The organism is Cytobacillus sp. EB106-05-05-XG126 (genome assembly GCF_058791715.1).
The window spans coordinates 242,409-260,823 of sequence record NZ_JBYTDU010000005.1; the positions used below are offsets into that span (position 1 = coordinate 242,409).

At 41.9% G+C, this 18,415-nt stretch carries 14 protein-coding genes; 3 read left to right on the plus strand and 11 right to left on the minus strand.

Going from position 1 to position 18,415, the window contains the following annotated elements; genetic code table 11:
• Positions 1-92: 92 nt before the first annotated feature.
• The 5 genes from AC3WTL_RS17170 to AC3WTL_RS17190 form a co-directional block, all read right to left on the minus strand.
• On the minus strand, positions 93-941 hold the full coding sequence (locus AC3WTL_RS17170) for a DegV family protein (protein ID WP_248348594.1): 849 nt from the start codon (positions 939-941) through the stop codon (positions 93-95).
• Positions 942-1,038: 97 nt separating this feature from the next.
• Positions 1,039-1,893: an amidohydrolase family protein gene (locus tag AC3WTL_RS17175; protein ID WP_248348593.1), complete on the minus strand. Its 855-nt coding sequence runs from the start codon at positions 1,891-1,893 to the stop codon at positions 1,039-1,041.
• 10 nt (positions 1,894-1,903) lie between these two features.
• Positions 1,904-4,978 carry a GNAT family N-acetyltransferase gene (locus AC3WTL_RS17180; RefSeq protein ID WP_252219227.1) on the minus strand — a complete coding sequence of 1,025 codons (3,075 nt, stop codon included), beginning with the start codon at positions 4,976-4,978 and terminating at the stop codon, positions 1,904-1,906.
• A gap of 509 nt (positions 4,979-5,487) precedes the next feature.
• Positions 5,488-6,018 carry a hypothetical protein gene (locus AC3WTL_RS17185; protein ID WP_248348591.1) on the minus strand — a complete coding sequence of 177 codons (531 nt, stop codon included), beginning with the start codon at positions 6,016-6,018 and terminating at the stop codon, positions 5,488-5,490.
• A gap of 11 nt (positions 6,019-6,029) precedes the next feature.
• Positions 6,030-7,718 (minus strand): formate--tetrahydrofolate ligase, encoded by a 1,689-nt coding sequence (locus tag AC3WTL_RS17190; RefSeq protein WP_248348590.1) that lies wholly within the window; start codon positions 7,716-7,718, stop codon positions 6,030-6,032.
• A 179-nt stretch (positions 7,719-7,897) separates the two neighbouring features.
• Here AC3WTL_RS17190 and metA point away from each other — a divergent pair, with 179 nt between their 5' ends.
• Positions 7,898-8,806: a homoserine O-acetyltransferase MetA gene (metA, locus tag AC3WTL_RS17195; protein WP_197213812.1), complete on the plus strand. Its 909-nt coding sequence runs from the start codon at positions 7,898-7,900 to the stop codon at positions 8,804-8,806.
• A gap of 149 nt (positions 8,807-8,955) precedes the next feature.
• Here the strand turns inward: metA and AC3WTL_RS17200 are convergent, their stop codons facing one another.
• Positions 8,956-9,648 carry an AIM24 family protein gene (locus tag AC3WTL_RS17200; protein ID WP_048009425.1) on the minus strand — a complete coding sequence of 231 codons (693 nt, stop codon included), beginning with the start codon at positions 9,646-9,648 and terminating at the stop codon, positions 8,956-8,958.
• Positions 9,649-9,655: 7 nt separating this feature from the next.
• Positions 9,656-10,348, minus strand: a complete 693-nt coding sequence (locus tag AC3WTL_RS17205; RefSeq protein ID WP_222497963.1) for a class I SAM-dependent methyltransferase — start codon at positions 10,346-10,348, stop codon at positions 9,656-9,658.
• A gap of 144 nt (positions 10,349-10,492) precedes the next feature.
• Between AC3WTL_RS17205 and AC3WTL_RS17210 the strand changes: the two genes are divergently transcribed.
• Positions 10,493-10,711 carry a DUF3892 domain-containing protein gene (locus AC3WTL_RS17210; protein ID WP_222497961.1) on the plus strand — a complete coding sequence of 73 codons (219 nt, stop codon included), beginning with the start codon at positions 10,493-10,495 and terminating at the stop codon, positions 10,709-10,711.
• 43 nt (positions 10,712-10,754) lie between these two features.
• Here the strand turns inward: AC3WTL_RS17210 and mntR are convergent, their stop codons facing one another.
• The 4 genes from mntR to AC3WTL_RS17230 form a co-directional block, all read right to left on the minus strand.
• Entirely contained in the window at positions 10,755-11,180 is a 426-nt protein-coding gene (mntR, locus tag AC3WTL_RS17215) for a transcriptional regulator MntR (protein ID WP_048009428.1), read from the minus strand.
• 264 nt (positions 11,181-11,444) lie between these two features.
• On the minus strand, positions 11,445-13,607 hold the full coding sequence (locus AC3WTL_RS17220) for a DNA topoisomerase III (RefSeq protein WP_492369778.1): 2,163 nt from the start codon (positions 13,605-13,607) through the stop codon (positions 11,445-11,447).
• A gap of 168 nt (positions 13,608-13,775) precedes the next feature.
• The gene (gene pulA, locus AC3WTL_RS17225; RefSeq protein WP_492369779.1) at positions 13,776-16,697 is read right to left on the minus strand and encodes a type I pullulanase; all 2,922 of its coding nucleotides are present in this window, start codon (positions 16,695-16,697) and stop codon (positions 13,776-13,778) included.
• 575 nt (positions 16,698-17,272) lie between these two features.
• On the minus strand, positions 17,273-17,563 hold the full coding sequence (locus AC3WTL_RS17230) for a hypothetical protein (RefSeq protein WP_048009432.1): 291 nt from the start codon (positions 17,561-17,563) through the stop codon (positions 17,273-17,275).
• A gap of 318 nt (positions 17,564-17,881) precedes the next feature.
• On the opposite strand from AC3WTL_RS17230, the gene cspD reads away from it, so the two are divergent.
• Complete coding sequence (gene cspD, locus AC3WTL_RS17235; RefSeq protein WP_009791749.1) at positions 17,882-18,082, plus strand: cold-shock protein CspD; 201 nt, start codon at positions 17,882-17,884, stop codon at positions 18,080-18,082.
• The last annotated feature ends 333 nt before the right edge of the window (positions 18,083-18,415 follow it).

The following is an 18,415-nucleotide window of genomic DNA, read 5'->3' on the forward strand; positions in this document are numbered from 1 at the left end:
AACGATGGCAAGGTCAAGCTATATTGATATTTGAAGACAAAAAAAGTGCAAAAAACCAGTAATTGATTTCCTGCACCTGAGCTTATAATAATTTATTCCAGGCCATTCAGCCAGCTGATGCCGAGTGTATGTTCTCCTGCGTGGACGCCAATGGTGGCTCCTAAGGAATAGCACCCAAATTCAATGCCCGTAAATTCTTCCTGAAGTTCCTTCTTCCATAGCTCGGCTTCTTCCGGATGCAAACCGTACAGGATGAATACTTCCTTCAGCGGGTTTCTCTCGTGAGCGTTCCTCAGAAGCTTCACAATCTTATCTTTTGCCTTTCTCTCGCTCCTGGCCTTCTCCCTGACACTTAATTCTCCATCATGTACTGAGATAATCGGCTTTACATTAAGCATGCTTCCCAGGAAAAATTGTACTCCGGACATCCTGCCGCTTCGATGAAGCTGTTCAAGACTGCCGATGAGGACATATGTTTCGCCCGTATCGCGAAGCGTCTTAAGCTCGCTGATAATGTCTTTACTATCCAATCCGGCCTCTGCCAATTCCATCCCTTTAAGGATTAATCTTGTTAAAGGATATGATAATATCTTGGAGTCCAGGCTGTATACCGGAATATCAACCAGCTGGGCAGCCTGTTCACTCGAAGAAACAGTCCCGCTGAGCTTTGCCGATACAAGTACAGCGATGATACAGTCATAATCCTTCTGCAGATTTTCGTATAAATCCCTGAAAGCGCCAATGGATGGCTGGGAAGTTTTAGCCGGGGTATCCAGGGTTTTTAATCTCGCATAAAGTTCTTCAGGTGATAAATCAACACCATCTGTATACTCACTGCCATCCATAATGATAGTCATTGGAATCTGGTACAGGTCAGGGTGGTTCCTTAACTCATTATTAAAAAAAGCCGTGCTGTCTGTTACCCATGCAATTTTAACCACTAAAGACGCCCCCTTTTAAGATATTTATACGTATATGTATGTAAATAAGACTATTTGAAGGGCTGGAATTGAAAGATTTCTCTCCCAGCCCCTGGTTCTATGGCAGAAAAGGCTTGATTTTAGGAAAAACCTTTATAGCGGTATTATAGAAAACATCCTCATGATGCTCTCCAGGTATGAGCTCTTTTATAAATTCGATATAAGGGCCCACAGGCGCAAGCGGCCAATCGGTTCCAAAAAGCAATTTATCGTAAGAATCTGCAAACACTAAAGCATGCCTAAGATGATCCAAAAATCTTCCTTCACTGTATTTCTTCAATTCTTTTTCTGTTCCAACAATAAGGCCTGAAAGATCGGCATAGACATTCGGATTTTTATATATGATTTCAGCTCCGGTCAGCGTCCACGGATCTCCAAAATGAGCTATCATGAAATTGATATTCCGGTGTTTAACTGCAACCTCGTCAATAGCCAGGGGATGAGAATACTTAAGCAATCCCCTTTCGGAATAAGTATCCCCTGTATGAAATACAACAGGAACTCCATATTTTTCAGCGAGTGCATACACAGGTTCGTATACTTCATCATAGGCGTAGTAAGGATAATACCCCAGGTAAATCTTAATGCCCACAACAGCAGGCTTTTGCAGATCTTCTTCGAGCCTTTCTAAAGCCTCTTCATTGAGATCATATGGATTGATGCCGGCACAGTAAACAATATTAGCCGGGACCTTGTCTTCCAGGTCAATCCCCATCGGTGTTCTTGTTTCATAATCAGGAAAGCCCATATTATCTGTTTCTGTAAGTCCCATTGCGATGCTCAGAACTACATTGGCATTTTCGAACTCCTTCTGGTGCCCGTCATATGAATAATCTACAAATGAGAGTTCCTCGGCAGTATGATGAAATGATTTTATATCAGAAAAATGAATATGTGCATCTATGACTTTCATAATTTCTCCTTTAACGGAATTCCAGATAATGCAGTTTATTAAGTAATCGGCCATCGAAGCTTCTTTCATCAAATGCGATAAATCCCGGTTTGGCCAATGGGCACGCCTTCCTTTCGGAAATAACTTCGAAGGCTTCTTTATTCATATATGCCCCCAGGAATTCAGTATCTTTGCTTTTCATTACATACATTTTTTCAGAAGAGAAGGAGCTGCTGATACGGGATCCATCAATATTAACAAATGATTGTTCCTCGACTCCTGCCTGGTAGGCTGATTCAGCACCTTTGTCACTTAGTGTAAGCGTAAGATCCTTTAATGAGCCTCCGGATAAAAATATATCTGTAATCCATTTTTCGTTTAACAGATACTTCCCGCCTGCATTGATCACTTTTACCCAATGAGCAAGGATTGGCACTCCCGGCAATAATGCGAAATACTGTGTATAATCAAGACCTTTCCAGGTGGAGTGCTGGACTGCTTTCGTATGAATGGCCAATACAGACCATTCATTTTCATACGAATCTTTAACATTGAGAAATTCAGCAGAAGATTTCTCCTTCAATAGCGAAAACACACTCATTTGCGATGGAGCAGTTTTCATGCCGCCAGCCCACGGATTCCACCATCCCTTGGCAACCGGTTCAGGAAATGAAGAATCCAGCCATTCCCTATCTTTATATGATAAAGAGAATAATCCTGGATAAAAATCCGGTGCGGCTTTGAAGCTAATAATGCCGTTATCCATTGTATATACAGTCTTGCCGTTCTGCTCTTCAGTTAATATACGAATTCCCCCACGGGGCATCAGCAGAAGATCTTTTACATTCGTCCTACCACTGTCAAGTGTAATCTCGGCTTTTACAAGAGAAATGGGTTTCATTCCTTCAATAGGGAAATTCGATTTAAATTCCTTAAGTTCCTGTTCCTGGCTGAAATTTGCGGATAGTTTTTTATCTTCATTTAAATAAATATCTATAGTGCCGTTTAGATAACTCGAACGATAGGTTTTAAAAGTAAACTCCGCTGTTCCCTGCTCCTTTGCAACTGGATTTCCGCTATTTATTACTAGCGCTTTTTCATTTTTCACTATTTTTCCAGCTTCAGCCGTCAAGCCTGCAAATCGCTGCATTTCTTCCCATGTCCTGAAAGCTCCAATGGATAAATAGCCAGGGGCCAGTACCTTCTGATCTCCGGGTGTAAGACAGCCAGTCTCCTGCTGATAATAAAATTGCCACCCATCCGGATTGGATTTAGCACTTTTAGGCCAGCAGAATCCAATCGGCTCTCCGTTATGATTGGCGAAAAACCAATTTTCAGTTATGCTTTCACCTGGTATTTCCATGAACCCTAATTCTCTTACATCAGAAAACTCTATCACCTCATTCTCCAGCGGAAAATATGGATGCTGCATTTCATGATATAACGGCTGGCTTAAAAACAGGTTTTCATATTTTTTATCCCCATCATTTGTCAGTTCAGACCAAATTTTCACAAAGCCCTCACCATAAAGAGAGGTATACAAGGCTACAAGAATTCCCGGAAAAGCTTCAGACCTGAAAACCAATTTGAAGGTGATGGCCGTATCATCTGTGAACCACTCTGATGCCAAAGGCTTTGCCTTTGAAAATTCAGTAGAATAAGGCTGGCCAAGCTTAGGAACAAAAAACGAAAAAGGCTGGTTAACACTTTCATTCCTGCCTGCTGTTATTTTATAATCTAATTTCCGGATATTCACCTGGCAGATCCCATTGCAGATATGCCAGTAATCCTTGGACTCTCCTCCGAATTTCTGACCGAAGCTTTTAAGGGGAATGCCCACCGATCTGCACATAAAAGAGAGTTCTTCTCCGTTCTTCTTTAATGCCGTTATCGATATTTCGGGCTGATAAAAGCCATGTTTTTTCACTATAAAAGGCACCTTTAGCAGCTTACGTTCTTTTTTGTGGAGCTGTATTCGATACTCCCGCTTTTCTAATTCAACCAGATCACTTTCAGGGAAAGAAAGGTGAAATACTGCCTCATCCTCCAGGTTGTTTTCTACTTCCATTTCCAATTCTGCTTCCTGATTTAAAAAACTGAGATTTCCTTTAGAAGCGCCTGTTATTTTGGCTGGCTGCTTTGGAAGAAGCCCAAGGCGCAGTTCACATTCCTCTCCATTTACCCAAACCTTTACATCCAATGAAGGATGAGTTTTCCAGACACTGGGCTCTTCCCCTTCATGCACAATATATGTTCCGGTCATTACAGCGTCGCTCTCAGCTGTCAAATCATGCTCGAACATTGATTCGACCCTTCCCTGATTATTCCCTTCGGCTTTAAACGAAACGGGATTTCCTGTTTTATTTACAAGGTTGAGCTGAAAAGTTTGAACTTGATTTTCAATAACTTCATGATTATCCATGCATAGTTCTAGAAGATAATCATTTGTTTCAATTAAACTGATGCCTCTGCCAGTTCTTTCAAATCTGACTCTTGCAGACACTTCCCCGCTTTGCCATTTATACTCGTAAAATGTAAAGCCATTTTTTTTGATTCCATCTGGCTTCACATCGATATTTCTCAGGCTGCTGCCATACCAATCAAGCTTCTCCAGGACAGGTTTTAAAAGCTCTGTCTGGTGAACAGCGGGAATGAAATTCATTAAATGGGTTGTATCATCCCGGTCTTCCCAGAAGAAGCCGCATTTTTTGTAAAGCGGGACAGCTTTCACGTTTCCTGGCCATGTATATAAATCAAGGCGCGGCCAGCCCAATTCTATAGTCTTTTGCAGCGCTTTTAGCACCAGCATCTTTCCGATTTTCCGCCCATGGTAATCCGGCCTTACATTTAAAAGAGGGATATACAGGGATCCCGTATCCTCTTTATATTCCGATAGCCCGCAATAGCCTACAACTTCTTCCCCATCAAGGGCTAAGTATAAAGTAATATTGCCGTTATTCGCTTCCTTCGTTTTCACTTGCTCTTCCGTCATTACACTGGTATCTCCGCCCCAGCTGTCTCTGCTTAAGTTCCACATTTTTGCGATTCCTGCAGCAAAGTCCTCATGATACTCTGCAATGATTAATTTGTCTGTACCTTGAATCATTCCTTTGTCCTCCTGACTAGGTTACGTCTTGTCTACCCTTCTCCAAATCTTTTTTCGCAATGATTTCCTTAATCATTTGCCTCTCCTCCTTTTGATCGTATTCGGAATGTTTTTCCATTCCTTCTTAATCGTATTATCAGAGGGATGGATTGTAAATATAATTTTGAATTTTCCGTAAAATACTTTGTAAAAGGCTCTTTTTGATGTTGTTTCCGCCTATCAATGTTGTCCGTTGATTTCCGCTCCAGGATGCTCAGCGAACAGCGGGGCGGGCGGTGAGCCTCCTCAACGCTGCGCGTCTGCGGGGTCTCACCTGTCCCGCTACTCCCGCAGGACTTTGAATAATCTTCCTTGAGTGAACACCGCACGAAGAAAATGCGCATGCATTTTCTAGGATCTCGCACCTTCCGCTACAATCAACACAGTAAATAAGATACAAAAAGCAACAAACCTTGTGAAAACAGCCGCACAAAAAAACGCCTTGCTTCCTCCAGCAAGGCGTTTTTGTGTCAAAATTGAATTTTTCTCAAAGCATCCATAGAAGCAGTCATATAATTGATCATTTCATGCAGGTCATCTATCTGTTCTTCCTGGACAAGGCGGTTAAAGGAAATGATGGTTTCGGTTTCGGCAAGACCCTGCCTATTTTCAGGGCTGTATTTTACTGTCTGTTCGATATTCCGTCCGCTGCCCCAAATTTGCTCCAGGACTTCTCGAATTTCCTGAAATTTGTTGTGTTCCATTTGATGCTTAATTTTAAAAATCACAGAAATCCGGCATCCGGCCAGCATTTCTGATTTCACTTGAGGCAATAGCTCTGCTGCAAGGTTATCAAGTCCCGCTTCCATAGTAAAGGTACCGAGAATCTCCGCCAAGCCTTCAGCAAGATCTGTGAAAGTAAGATCATACCTGCGGCTCATTTTCGCTGAGTTTATATTATCATTCCGGTCAACTATTCTTATTTCTCCGCTCAGATCCCGGTCATAGAATCCGCCTTCCATTACAACCTTCATATTTTCAAAGGCCGTTGGATCAAACATGGTTATCCCCCTTAAAATAGGCCGACTGCATTTCCATCTTCATCTACATCCATGTTCATGGCTGAAGGGGCTTTAGGCAAGCCTGGCATAGTCATCACATCACCGGTGAGTGCTACAATGAATCCTGCACCAATGGATGGCTTCAGTTCACGGATTGTAACGGTAAAATTAGATGGCCTTCCCAGTTTTGAAGGATCATCAGATAAAGAATATTGTGTTTTAGCCATACAAACCGGCAGGACACCCCAGCCAAAACTTTCAAAGTCTTTAATCTGCTTTTTGGCTTTGATTGAGTATTCAACATTTTCTGCGCCATAAACCTTCTGAGCCACTGTTAGAATTTTTTCTTCAAGAGGCAGTGATAAATCATACAGATGATTGAACTTCGCTGCGTTTTGGTCCAAAATTTCCAGCAGCTTCTCTGCCAGCTCAATCCCGCCCTGGCCGCCTTTTTCCCAAACCTCTGTCAGGGCAACTGGCATGCCTGCCTCACTGCAAAGATCTGTAAGGGTTGCAATTTCATTCTCGCTATCGGAAATAAACCGGTTAATAGCCACTACATACGGTAGCCCGAAGCTTTCAACTGTTTCAACATGCTTTTTTAAGTTAGCAAAGCCTCTAGTGAGTGCTTCAGTATCTTCCATGCCCAATTCAGCCTTTGACAAGCCTCCATGCATTTTTAAAGCACGGATTGTAGCTACAATAACCACTGCTTCAGGGTCAATGCCTTCGTTTCGGGCTTTAATATTCAGAAACTTTTCAGCGCCAAGATCTGCGCCAAAACCCGCTTCTGTCACTACATAATCAGCGAGTTTGGATGCAGCGGAAGTTGCAATCACACTGTTGCAGCCATGAGCGATATTGGCAAACGGGCCGCCATGAACCAATGCCGGTGTATGTTCTATAGTCTGGACCAGATTAGGTTTGACTGCTTCTTTAAGCAGGAGAGTAAGAGCGCCTTCCACTCCAAGATCGCTCACTGTTACGGGCTGTTTATCATAATTGTAGGCTATAACCATTTTCCCCAGTCTTTCCTTCAGATTCTGCAGATCGGATGCAAGGCATAAAACGGCCATAATTTCTGAAGCAACAGTAATATCAAAGCCATCCTCCCTTGGGACACCTTGTAACGGCCCTCCCAGGCCAATCACGATTTTTCTCAATGCACGGTCGTTCAAATCCAGAGCACGCTTCCAGACAATTCTTCTCTGATCGATATTCAACAGATTTCCCTGCTGGAGGTGATTATCAATCAGGGCGGCCAGGGCATTATTGGCTGTTGTAATTGCGTGAAGATCGCCGGTAAAATGCAGATTGATGTCTTCCATCGGCAGAACTTGTGAATATCCCCCGCCTGTTGCACCGCCTTTAATTCCCATTGTCGGTCCCAGGGAAGGTTCCCGCATTGCGACCATAGCCTTTTTGCCAAGTCTGTTAAAAGCATCGGCAAGTCCGACTGTTACTGTGGACTTCCCTTCGCCCGCTGGTGTTGGATTAATGGAAGTGACTAGAATTATTTTACCGCTGTCATTCGTACTTAATTTCTTTAAGGCTGCTGCGGATATTTTTGCTTTATACTTGCCAAATAGCTCCAGATCATCTTCAATGAGCCCTAGTTTTTCAGCTATTTCCGTAATGGGCTTCATTTCTGATGCCTGAGCAATTTCAATATCTGATTTCACGATCGGTTTCACATTCATTTTTATACCCCCGGAATCCAATATGTATAAGTTACTTACAGCTATATTGTACCATCACTGAAACGAAATATTATCAATTACTTTTGATATTTTCGCATTTTCACACAGTAAAGCATTGATACAATTTTGAATCGTCTTTATAATAAGTTTAATTGAATTTTGTACAGGGAGATGATCACTTGCCAATAAAAATTCCTAAGCTGCTTCCTGCCAGGGAGATCTTAGAGGAAGAAAATATATTTATCATGGATGAGGACCGTGCCAAACAGCAGGATATCCGTCCATTAAATATCCTCATCCTGAATTTGATGCCTGAGAAAGAAAAAACGGAAGCCCACCTTTTAAGACTTCTTGGAAATACGCCTTTACAGGTAAATATCTCATTTTTAAAAACAGCCACTCATCAATCAAAAAATACCAGTCCCTTGCATCTTGAACAATTCTATACTACGTTTGAGCAAGTTCAAAAAAGAAAATTTGACGGGATGATTATAACTGGAGCTCCTGTAGAACTTCTTGACTTTCAAGAAGTTGACTATTGGGAGGAGCTAACTGTAATAATGGAGTGGACAAAAACAAATGTTACCTCCACCCTGCATATATGCTGGGGAGCACAGGCAGCGTTGTTCTATCACTTTGGGATCGGAAAATATGAGCTGCCTGAGAAATGCTCCGGTGTTTATCTTCATGAAGTTCATGACAGAAGCGAAAAATTGCTGAGGGGCTTTGACGATATCTATTATGCTCCGCATTCACGAAATACCGATGTTTATAAAGAGCAGCTGCTGAATCACCCGGAAGTGAAGCTCCTTTCCTCTTCTGAGGAGGCGGGTCCTTTCATCATGAGCGCAAACGGCGGCAGACAAATCATGGTAACTGGCCATCTGGAATATGAAGCAGGCACACTCGCAGAAGAATATACTAGAGACAAAAGCAGAGGTCTTCAGGTTCCAGTGCCAAAACACTATTTTCCGAATGATGATACCGGCAGAAGACCCCTTAATATATGGCGGTCACATGCCCATTTAATGTTTTCCAACTGGCTGAACTACTATGTATACCAGGAGACTCCTTACGAGTGGGATTAATCATGCAGTGAGCGGAATAACTTAATATGCAGCTAAAAGCAGGAACAGCCGGTTTTTTGCAGGGTTTCCCCTCTCAAAACCGGCTTTTTCATTTTATAAAATTTAAATATTTTCAAGCGCCTGGTAAGCGGAAGCGCTTCCGCTTTTCATTATGATTGCTGGGCATAATACACTTCTTCGAATGGCTGAACCACTACAAATCCGCTGCCTGAGAACTTCATTTGGATCGACTCCCCGCTCCCTCTTCCAAGAAACGTTTTAAAGGAGATATCTGTTACGAATTCCGGCTGCAGTGACCCTGACCATGCAACTGTCGCATTTGGATCGGTATATACGGGATTATCAGGAGTAACTAAAAGTGTCAGGGGCTCATAGTGAGAAGTAATAGCCACCATTCCCGTCCCTTCTAAACGGACATTGAACAAGCCCCCTGCAAGCATGCCTGCCATCCTTTTCATTAATTTAATATCCCAGCTGATGGAAGGCTCGAAAGCAAGGAGATCATTCCCATTTACAAAGATGGAATCCCCCTCAAGATTCAGGATTGAAATCTTTTTCCCCTGGTCTGCAAGGTACAGCTTTCCGTTGCCTGTTGCTTTCATTAATGCTGTGCCTTCTCCAGTAAGTGCCTTTTTGAACATCTTTCCTAAGCCATGCTCGAGAATGCCTTCGCGCTCAAACTTTATCTGGCCGCGGTAGGAAACCATCCCGCCTGCTTTAGCCCAAACCTGGCTGGTTAAATTAATTTCGAGCATCCTTGATGTTTCCAGTTCAAACAGCCCTTCACCTTTATCCTGCTGTTTCGTCTGGTTTACAAACTCTTCAATTGAATATCTGCTCATTCTCTTTTCATCCTTTCATTTCCCTGTTTTCAAGCATAAAGACCCACATAAAAGATAATGATTGCTTTAGCTCATCAGTCAGCGATCCTTTTGAAAGCTGCTCTGATGCTTTTTTATAAACACCCAGTTCATCAATCTTCAACCATCCGTTTTCATTTGCAAGCTGTTCAAATTCCCATGGCATCATGGTATTGCAGATAACTTTTTCCTTATAAAGCCTGCGGTAGCTGTTAGCCCGGGGGGCGGCTGTGGGGCCAAGAATCCCTATACACGCTCTTCCTCCCGGCTTAACTATTCGCTGAATTTCCTGTAAAACATCCAGCGGGCTTTCAGTCCATTCCAAGGAATTAATGGCAAGAATCGAATCAAACTCATTTTCCTCAAGTGAAAGATTAGAAATGTCTTCTTTCTTAAACACCGCATCATTTTCAGCGTTTAATTTTTCAGCTTTATGTATCATCTCTTCTGAGACATCAATCCCAGTAACTCTATAGCCAGCCAAAGCAAGCTTGTATGAACCGTAACCATCTCCGCAACCAAGATCACAAACAGCAGATCCTTTTTTGACATGCTTTTCGAAGAAGGAGATGATATCTTTTCGGCTTCCTTCCTCCCACATTGCCCTGCTCTTTGCATTCCATGATTCCGAATTATTATCCCAAAGCTTCTCTGCTTCTGCAGACCAATTAAAAGTACTCATTTTATCCCTCCGTTTATGAATACGATTGTTCAATAAAAAAGTTCCCAATATTTTAAATTCGCTAAGATTCTCAAAAATACCTCTGATTATAAAATGGTAAAAACGTCAACAATATTAATAGAAAATGAATAAGGAGAGTTTTGTATGAACGGCGAGCAGGTGACAGCAGTCTACCGCAACAATAATGGTGAAATAATTTCCTTCCAGACTTCCGGAGGACGGATTATTTCTTATCGCAAAGCACTAATTGAGGCTGAGAACGGTGTAATTGAGGGGATCCATATTGATGAAAACGAAGACGGCTCTATGCAGCTGAATCCTTCCGATTCGTCATCTTTTGATGATTTTCCAAGCCTCTATTAATAGTGCGAAACATGAAAAAACCTGACTTATAGCAGTCAGGTTTTTACTGTTCTTCTTCATTTTTGCGCTGAATTTCCCTCAGCACTCCGATGCGGCTGTCATCCTCTTCAAAAAATTGAACCAGGTCGCCAACACGGTCGATGGCATCCCAGCTCAGGTGGTGTTCGATGCCTTCCACATCTTCATAAATGTTTTCTTCTTTGACTCCAATAATACGCAGTAGCTGTTCTAAAAGTTCATGCCGATATACAAGCCTCTTGCCGATTTTTTTCCCTTTTGGCGTTAATATAAGCCCGCGGTATTTTTCATAAACAAGATACTCATCTTTATCTAACTTCTGAACCATTTTTGTCACAGAAGATGGATGCACAGAAAGAGCCTCAGCAATATCAGAAACTCTCGCATATCCTTTATCTTCAATTAACATATATATTTGTTCAATGTAATCTTCCATACTTGGTGTTGGCATTACGCAACCTCCTGCCAATTAGAAAAGCGCAGAGCGCCTGCCTTTCGGCGACCTGCTTAAGACAAGCGCTGGCAGAAGGCGTTCTTTGCCTTCAGAAGCGATTGGCTTAAGACCTCGAGCCGATGGCGCTCGGAGCTAGACAACTATTTTAGAAAAGCGCAGAGCGCATGTTCACATTATATTTTTCTTAAATAAATATTAGACTTTAACGATTTTACTACAGTTGGAAAATGGAGACAAGGAAATATACTGCATCTGGCTTATTCAGGCCTTTTGCGGGAAGAGAAATTTAACTCTGTTTTCCTGTCGGTCCCAGGATAATTTAGCAGAGAATGTTTTATCTTTTCCTTTGCTTGTAAATCCTTCGACTAATTCTGTTTCTCCATCCTTTAATAGCTGTTTGAGCATTTTTTGAGTTATTGTCTTGCCCATAATGCTTTTGGAAATAGTGAAAGTGCATTTGGTTTTATTATAATTGGAGCAGCCATAAAAGCTTCCTTTATCCACAACTTTACCATCACACAGCATGCATTTGCCCAAATTGGCTGACCTTTTTTGTTTGAATTTCCCAGGGATGAATCCCTCTTTGTCTTCTTCTGAGAATGCCCACTTTCCAGAATGTTCAATGGAGGCAGAGATTAAATGGCCTACCATTTTATTGGTCTGCTCCATGAATTGTTTCGGGGATGCCTGCCCATCTGAAATGTCCTTCAGCCGCTGTTCCCACTTGGCAGTCATTTCAGGGGAAGCAAGTATCTCTGTTCCTATCGCTTCTATAAGGATTTTTGCTTTTGAGTTTGCATATACAAGATTCTTCTTTATATCAATGTATTTGCGCTCCTTCAGCATGGTAATGATTCCCGCTCTTGTGGCTTCCGTTCCCAGGCCTTCTGTTTTCATTAGAACCTTTTCGAGTTCCTTATCCTCGATCTGCTTCCCGGCCGATTTCATGAGTGTAATCAGCTGGCCTTCGGTATACCTTTTGGGCGGCTGGGTTTTGCTTTCTTTTACATCGGCCTTTAACAATGTTCCCTGGTCGCCAGCCTGCAATAAAGGCAGAATCGGTTCCTTTTCCTTCTCCTGCTGCGGAATCACTTTTCTCCAGCCCTCTTCAAGCTGTACTTTTCCCTTGGATAGGAACAATGCCCTTCCGTCAACAAGGGTTTTTATAGTTGTATATTCTGATACAGCTTTTCCATAATGGGCAGCTATTAAGCTCCTCACGATCAGATCATAGAGAATTTTTTCATCCAAAGATAATCTTCCCAGGTCCGGCACCTGTTCCGTCGGTATGATGGCATAGTGATCCGTTACCTTTTTGTCATTCACAAACCGTTTATTATGCAATATGGAGCTTATAGGCAGAGGGAAGAATTCCTTATACTCCTCTTTTGCTTCCATTTTTCTGAGGATTTCCGGAAACATTTCCGCTTCTCCTTCTGTTACATGCCTGGAGTCTGAACGGGGATATGATACGATTCCTTTTTGATAAAGCTTCTGCAGTACATCAAGTGTTTTTTTAGGCGGGAACTTGAACCTGCGGTTGGCTTCCGCCTGCAATACCGAAAGATTATAAAGCATCGGCGGCAGGAATTCTTTTTTTTCAGCTTGCACATCTTCTATCTGTGCCTCTTTATCTCTGCAAAATGCCGCAATTTTTTCGGCAAGCTCTTTGGTTTTAATTCTGGTCTCACCATCTTTTTCCCACTTGCCGGTATATTTTTTCCCGTCCACTTTAAACTGTGCATTTACCTCCCAGAAAGGTTCGGAAACAAAATTCTGAATTTCCTGTTCTCTCTTTACAATTAAAGCAAGAGTTGGGGTCTGAACCCTTCCTACTGAAAAAACATCCGAGAAACCTTTCTGCTGCAGAAGAAGACTGTATAAACGCGAAGCATTCATCCCAACGACCCAGTCGGCACATGCTCTCGTATAGGCTTCATAATATAAATTCCTTGTGTCACTTTCATCCAGCAGGGCAAGGAACCCTTCCTTTATGGCCTTTGGAGTCAAAGAAGAGATCCAGAGCCTTTTCATAGGCACTCTTGATCCGGTAAGCCTTAGAATGTTCCGGATGATAAGCTCTCCTTCTCTCCCTGCATCGCCCGCATGGATAATTTCTGTTAAATCAGGATTAGAAGCAAGCTGTTTGATTATATTGAATTGCTTTGCTTTATCCTTTGTCACTTCATATTGAAATTGCTCCGGAATGATCGGCAATGTGTCCAATGACCATTTTTTCCAGTCTTTTTTGTATTTTTCAGGGGCAGACAGCTGGCATAGGTGGCCTATAGCCCAGGTAACATGAGCCCCCTGGGGGAATATATCATTTGGAAAGATTTCAATATATCCCTGGTGTTTCTTCATTTTAAAAATAGAAGCCAGCGTCATACCCTGATCGGGCTTTTCCGCGATTATCAGTTTCATACTTTAGCTCCCTTTGTTGTAAAACAAAATATAGACATCTATTTTAATATTAACCTAAAAATTTAGCAAAAGGAGTTAAAATACCTTTATAGTTATGAAATTTTTAAAACAATCGTGTTCCGCTAAGCAAATAAAAGAAGAACCCCTGACAGGATTCTCCTCCGTTACTTATCTTTTTAGTATAAAGCTGGTTTGTGCGGGTATTTCAATTGTTTTTGACTTATATACCTTTAGGGTTCTAACCCCAGCTTGTTTTCCGTCTGCAAGCAAATGCCAAGGGCCCTTGCCCGGAAGTGATATTTTAACTGGTTTTGTATTCGCATTATGGATTACAACGATCTCTTTCGCCCTATCCTTCAGGCCTTTTGCATCCAGTCTGTAGGCCACCGTATTATCCGGGGCTTCAATGAAATGAAGCTTTGATTGAATATCCTCAGCTGTTGTCATTCTAAAGGATTTATAATGCTTTCTGAGCTTAATCAGACCTTTAAAATAGTCTACTTCCCCGCTGAATTCAGTTCGGCGGTCCCAGTCCAACTGATTTATACTGTCAGGGGATTTATAGCTGTTGTGATCCCCATACTTTGTCCGCATGAATTCCTGGCCAGCATGAACAAAGCTGACTCCTTGGGATGTCAGTATGATGGAAGAAGCCAATTTATGCATTTTCTTTTTGGATTCTTCCGCTGCATCCGGATTGGTCAGGTCAAGCTTATCCCAAAGAGTGTGGTTATCATGTGCCTCAGCATACGTAACCGCCTGTTCAGGATCTTTGTATGTGGCCATTGCATCCCGATAATCCAATCCAGCTGCAATTCCTTGCTGTACAAAGCTTTCCATGCCTTGTTTGCCATTTACAAAACCCTTATCCAGTTCATTAAACACACTGCCTTTTAATCCATCCCGGATGCCATCATTGAAATGGCCAATGCCAGGCATATCTTCGGCATTTTTCTGATTGGCCTTCTTTTCAGCTGCCAGTAGAGTGTTTAAATCCCAGCCCTCACCAATGATAATGATAGTAGGATCAATATTATCCAATGCCTTTCTTACTTTATTCATTGTTTCAGTGTCATGAATGCCCATCAGATCGAAGCGGAATCCATCAAGATTATATTCCTCAGCCCAATAGGCAACAGAGTCGACAATAAATTTCTGCACCATTTTTCTTTCTGAAGCTGTATCATTGCCGACGCCTGTGCCATTGGCAAGTGTTCCATCTTCGTTATAGCGGAAATAGTAGCCTGGAACAAGCTTGTGGAAACTGGATTCATTTACTGCAAACACATGATTATACACAACATCCATTACAACCCGCAGCTGCTCATCATGGTATGCCTGAATCATAGTCTTCAATTCTGTAATTCTTGCCGCTGGATCATAAGGATCAGTAGAATAGGATCCTTCCGGCACATTATAGTTTTTAGGATCATAGCCCCAGTTATATTGCGGTTCGTCCAGTTTTGTTTCATCAACTGTCCGGTAGTCATAAATCGGAAGGAACTGAACATGTGTGACTCCAAGGTCTTTTATATGATTTAAACCTGTTTTTTCTCCTTTAGAATTTATGGTGCTTTTCTCAGCAGCCCCTAGGAACTTCCCCTTATGCTTAATGCCGCTGTCCTCATGAATTGAAAGGTCCCGTACATGAACTTCATAAATGATGGAGTCCTCTGGATTCTTTAACTCCGGCTTCTGTTTATTCCACTGTTTAGGATTGATTGAGTCCAGGTCCATTACAACGCCCCTGTCGCCATTTACTGTTACTGCCCGGACATAGGGATCAGCGGCTTCTGTCCATTCTCCTCCAATTTTGACTTTATAATTGTAAATCAACCCATTTTGGTCACCTTTTAGAACAGTTGTCCAGGTTCCTTTTTCACCTCTTTTAAGAGGAAGTTCCTCAGCGGTCTGATCATCCCAGCTGTCATAAAGCACAATCGATGCTTCACTTGCTGTAGGGGCCCAAAGCCTGAAAGAGGTTTTATTTTTCGTATACTGATTTCCAAGCTTGCCATCATAATAGAAAGCCTCATCAAATTCATTTGATCTGACAATCTCCCCTATCTTCACCTCTGCCTCTCCAAATGAAACTACAGAGATTTTATAAGATTGCCTGAAATCCAGTTTATCTTCTGTTATCACTTTTACTTTATTTGTAAAATTATTTTCCTCGTTCCCGTCATAAGGGACAACTTCTTTAATATCGGCATTGTCAATATTAATTATGGATTTCCAATCCCTCCACTGGAAAGGAAAATTGGTTTCAAGCGTAATCTGATTAAAAGTATCCATAGAAGCATTCACTATTTTTGGATCTTTTTCAATATACGCTGGATTGTAATAAATTCTTTCTGTTCCCTGAACAATCCATATTTCTGCATTCCCATTTTCATCGAACTTTGTAATAAAGCGATCACCAAATTCCTTGCCGGCCCAATCATTTCCTTCCATGCTCTTCCTCACTATAAATCCGGCCTTTTTCATACCTTCCGGATTTTCAAGCTCAAACTCTGCAACTTTCCCAAAATCATCTTCTGCTGTAAAATCAACTCTTTTCCCATCCTTGCCTTCTGGCCATGTCCATAAATTCCAGCCTTCATAATTTCCGTCATATCGAAAGTAGTGGAGTTTTACCTTCACACGTTCAAATGCTGGAAAGTCTCTGTACTCACCATCAGGCGGTGATGTATATGTATGTTCATCGCCTGCTTTCACCCATACCTCATCATTGCCGCTCTTTACATTGATGAATCGGTCCCCTCCATCTTTCTCCCAGCTGTCAGTGCGGACAATAAAACCAACTTCATCATGAATACCTTGCAGCACAACCTCTGCAATAAGTCCAAATTCATCTTCACCAGTGAATTCAAAAACCTGGCCCTCGCCATCTTTAGGCCATACCCACAAATTCCAATCCTTTATTTCGCCCTCTTCAGGCTGATAATGGATGGTAACTGCTGTAGTCTGACCGGCCCCTTGTGTTGTTTTTTCGGCCGATGCAATCGTTTGCATAAATGGGGATAAAAAATTTGATGCCGCCAATATAATAGCTGCGGCCAGAAAAATAAACTGTTTAAACCCTTTCAACCTAAGCCCTCCTTTATAAATTGTTTAAAGATTCCTGCAATTATATATTAATCCAAAAGGGAAAGCGTTTGCATAAGGCGGAAGACTCTGTGATTTTTTACCTATTGAACCTGTTCACAATAAGAAAAGCGCAAGCGCCTTGCCCACGAAGGAACGCAGACTAAGAACGCCACATCCTCCCAAAAGCTTCCAATTTCGGTCGTGCGATGTTTATGGTGACGATGCCTTCCTTTTCCTGCGGGCCTCAAGCAAAAGACGAGCCTCACGGAAAGGCGTTCTTTGCCTTTTTGGGAGGCTTGTCCGAAATGTGGAGGCGATTGCTCAGGGACGACAAGCATAAGATGAGCCCTGCAAGAAGGTGTTCTTTCCTTCTGGGAGGGATTGACTAGTCTTTCGTCCCTAGGAGCCGCAACTAGACAGACTTATGACCTCGAGGGGCAGGCGCTCCTCCTAAAAGCTAACGCTTTTAGTCCTGCGATGATTATACTGACGAAGCGTTCCTTGTGGAGCTGGACAGTTATCTGCGTACAAATTTTATACTTTTTTATCTCTCAAAAAAAATCGGCATTTGCCGATCATTCTTTATGATACCGCTTTATTGTAAGGTTCTTTTGAATGTACCATTTATCTTCTGTAACAATGTTTGAGACGGTCAATATCATAGATGGTATTTTCTCGACACTAAAAACGATAATGCCTAATTGGTCATTCATAATGATAAAAGACTCTCCATGCGAATATTGCGGGAGATCCTTGCCAACCTGCAGAATGGAGCTTATAATGGCCTGCTTCTCCTCCGCTTCAATTTGGATGTTGGGTGAAAACCTCAAAATCCAATCCTGATCCTCAATCGAAAACCTGTACATTTTCCTCACCCTTTAACAACAAGATAATTAATAATTCATATGAGAAAAACGATAATTTATGTTATCAGATCACAGCAGAAACTTTGTATTTTCCTCCACAGCATAAAAAAGTAAAAATATTTAAAATATTTTAATGTTTTTTGTAAAAAAGGTGTTCATTTCCTTGACTGAAAGTGCCCATTCGTGTATATTATAATCATCATTTAACAGAATATATTTCCGTTATTAGCTAAAAATATCTGCTTTATGTTTTGTTAGGTGGTAATATTCATCTAAGGCACCTGTTGTGTCTTGAAAGGCTTAGGAGGAAAAGTAAACATGCAAAACGGTAAAGTAAAATGGTTCAACAATGAAAAAGGTTTCGGTTTTATCGAAGTTGAAGGCGGAGACGATGTATTCGTACACTTCACAGCTATCCAAGGTGATGGTTTCAAATCTTTAGAAGAAGGCCAGGAAGTTTCTTTTGAAATCGTTGAAGGAAACCGTGGACCTCAAGCTGCAAACGTTGTAAAACTATAATTCAAATATAACGATAAAAAGGCTGGCATCTGCCAGCCTTTTATTTTTGTCCAGGATTTATCGCAGTCTAACGGGCAGTAAGACCCCCACTTTATAACTCAGATGAACCAATAGAGGATAAGCGGGGGTCAAACTGCCCGTAAAGGCCCGATTGGTTCAACTAACAATCAGTGGGGATAAAGCCCCCACTGATTGAAGTTTCACTTTATCGCAGTCTAACGGGCAGTAAGACCCCCACTTTATAACTCAGATGAATCAATAGAGGATAAGCGGGGGTCAAACTGCCCGTAAAGGCCCGATTGGTTCAACTAACAATCAGTGGGGATAAAGCCC

Bases quoted from the DNA above. Each gene is read 5' to 3' on its own strand.
- AC3WTL_RS17185 (WP_248348591.1), bottom strand. From the start codon at position 6,018: ATGTTTGATCCAACGGCCTTTGAAAATATGAAGGTTGTAATGGAAGGC.
- AC3WTL_RS17190 (WP_248348590.1), bottom strand. From the start codon at position 7,718: ATGAATGTGAAACCGATCGTGAAATCAGATATTGAAATTGCTCAGGCA.
- mntR (WP_048009428.1), bottom strand. From the start codon at position 11,180: ATGCCAACACCAAGTATGGAAGATTACATTGAACAAATATATATGTTA.
- AC3WTL_RS17180 (WP_252219227.1), bottom strand. From the start codon at position 4,978: ATGATTCAAGGTACAGACAAATTAATCATTGCAGAGTATCATGAGGAC.
- AC3WTL_RS17175 (WP_248348593.1), bottom strand. From the start codon at position 1,893: ATGAAAGTCATAGATGCACATATTCATTTTTCTGATATAAAATCATTT.
- AC3WTL_RS17230 (WP_048009432.1), bottom strand. From the start codon at position 17,563: ATGTACAGGTTTTCGATTGAGGATCAGGATTGGATTTTGAGGTTTTCA.
- cspD (WP_009791749.1), top strand. From the start codon at position 17,882: ATGCAAAACGGTAAAGTAAAATGGTTCAACAATGAAAAAGGTTTCGGT.
- AC3WTL_RS17210 (WP_222497961.1), top strand. From the start codon at position 10,493: ATGAACGGCGAGCAGGTGACAGCAGTCTACCGCAACAATAATGGTGAA.
- AC3WTL_RS17200 (WP_048009425.1), bottom strand. From the start codon at position 9,648: ATGAGCAGATATTCAATTGAAGAGTTTGTAAACCAGACGAAACAGCAG.
- AC3WTL_RS17220 (WP_492369778.1), bottom strand. From the start codon at position 13,607: ATGAAACTGATAATCGCGGAAAAGCCCGATCAGGGTATGACGCTGGCT.
- AC3WTL_RS17205 (WP_222497963.1), bottom strand. From the start codon at position 10,348: ATGAGTACTTTTAATTGGTCTGCAGAAGCAGAGAAGCTTTGGGATAAT.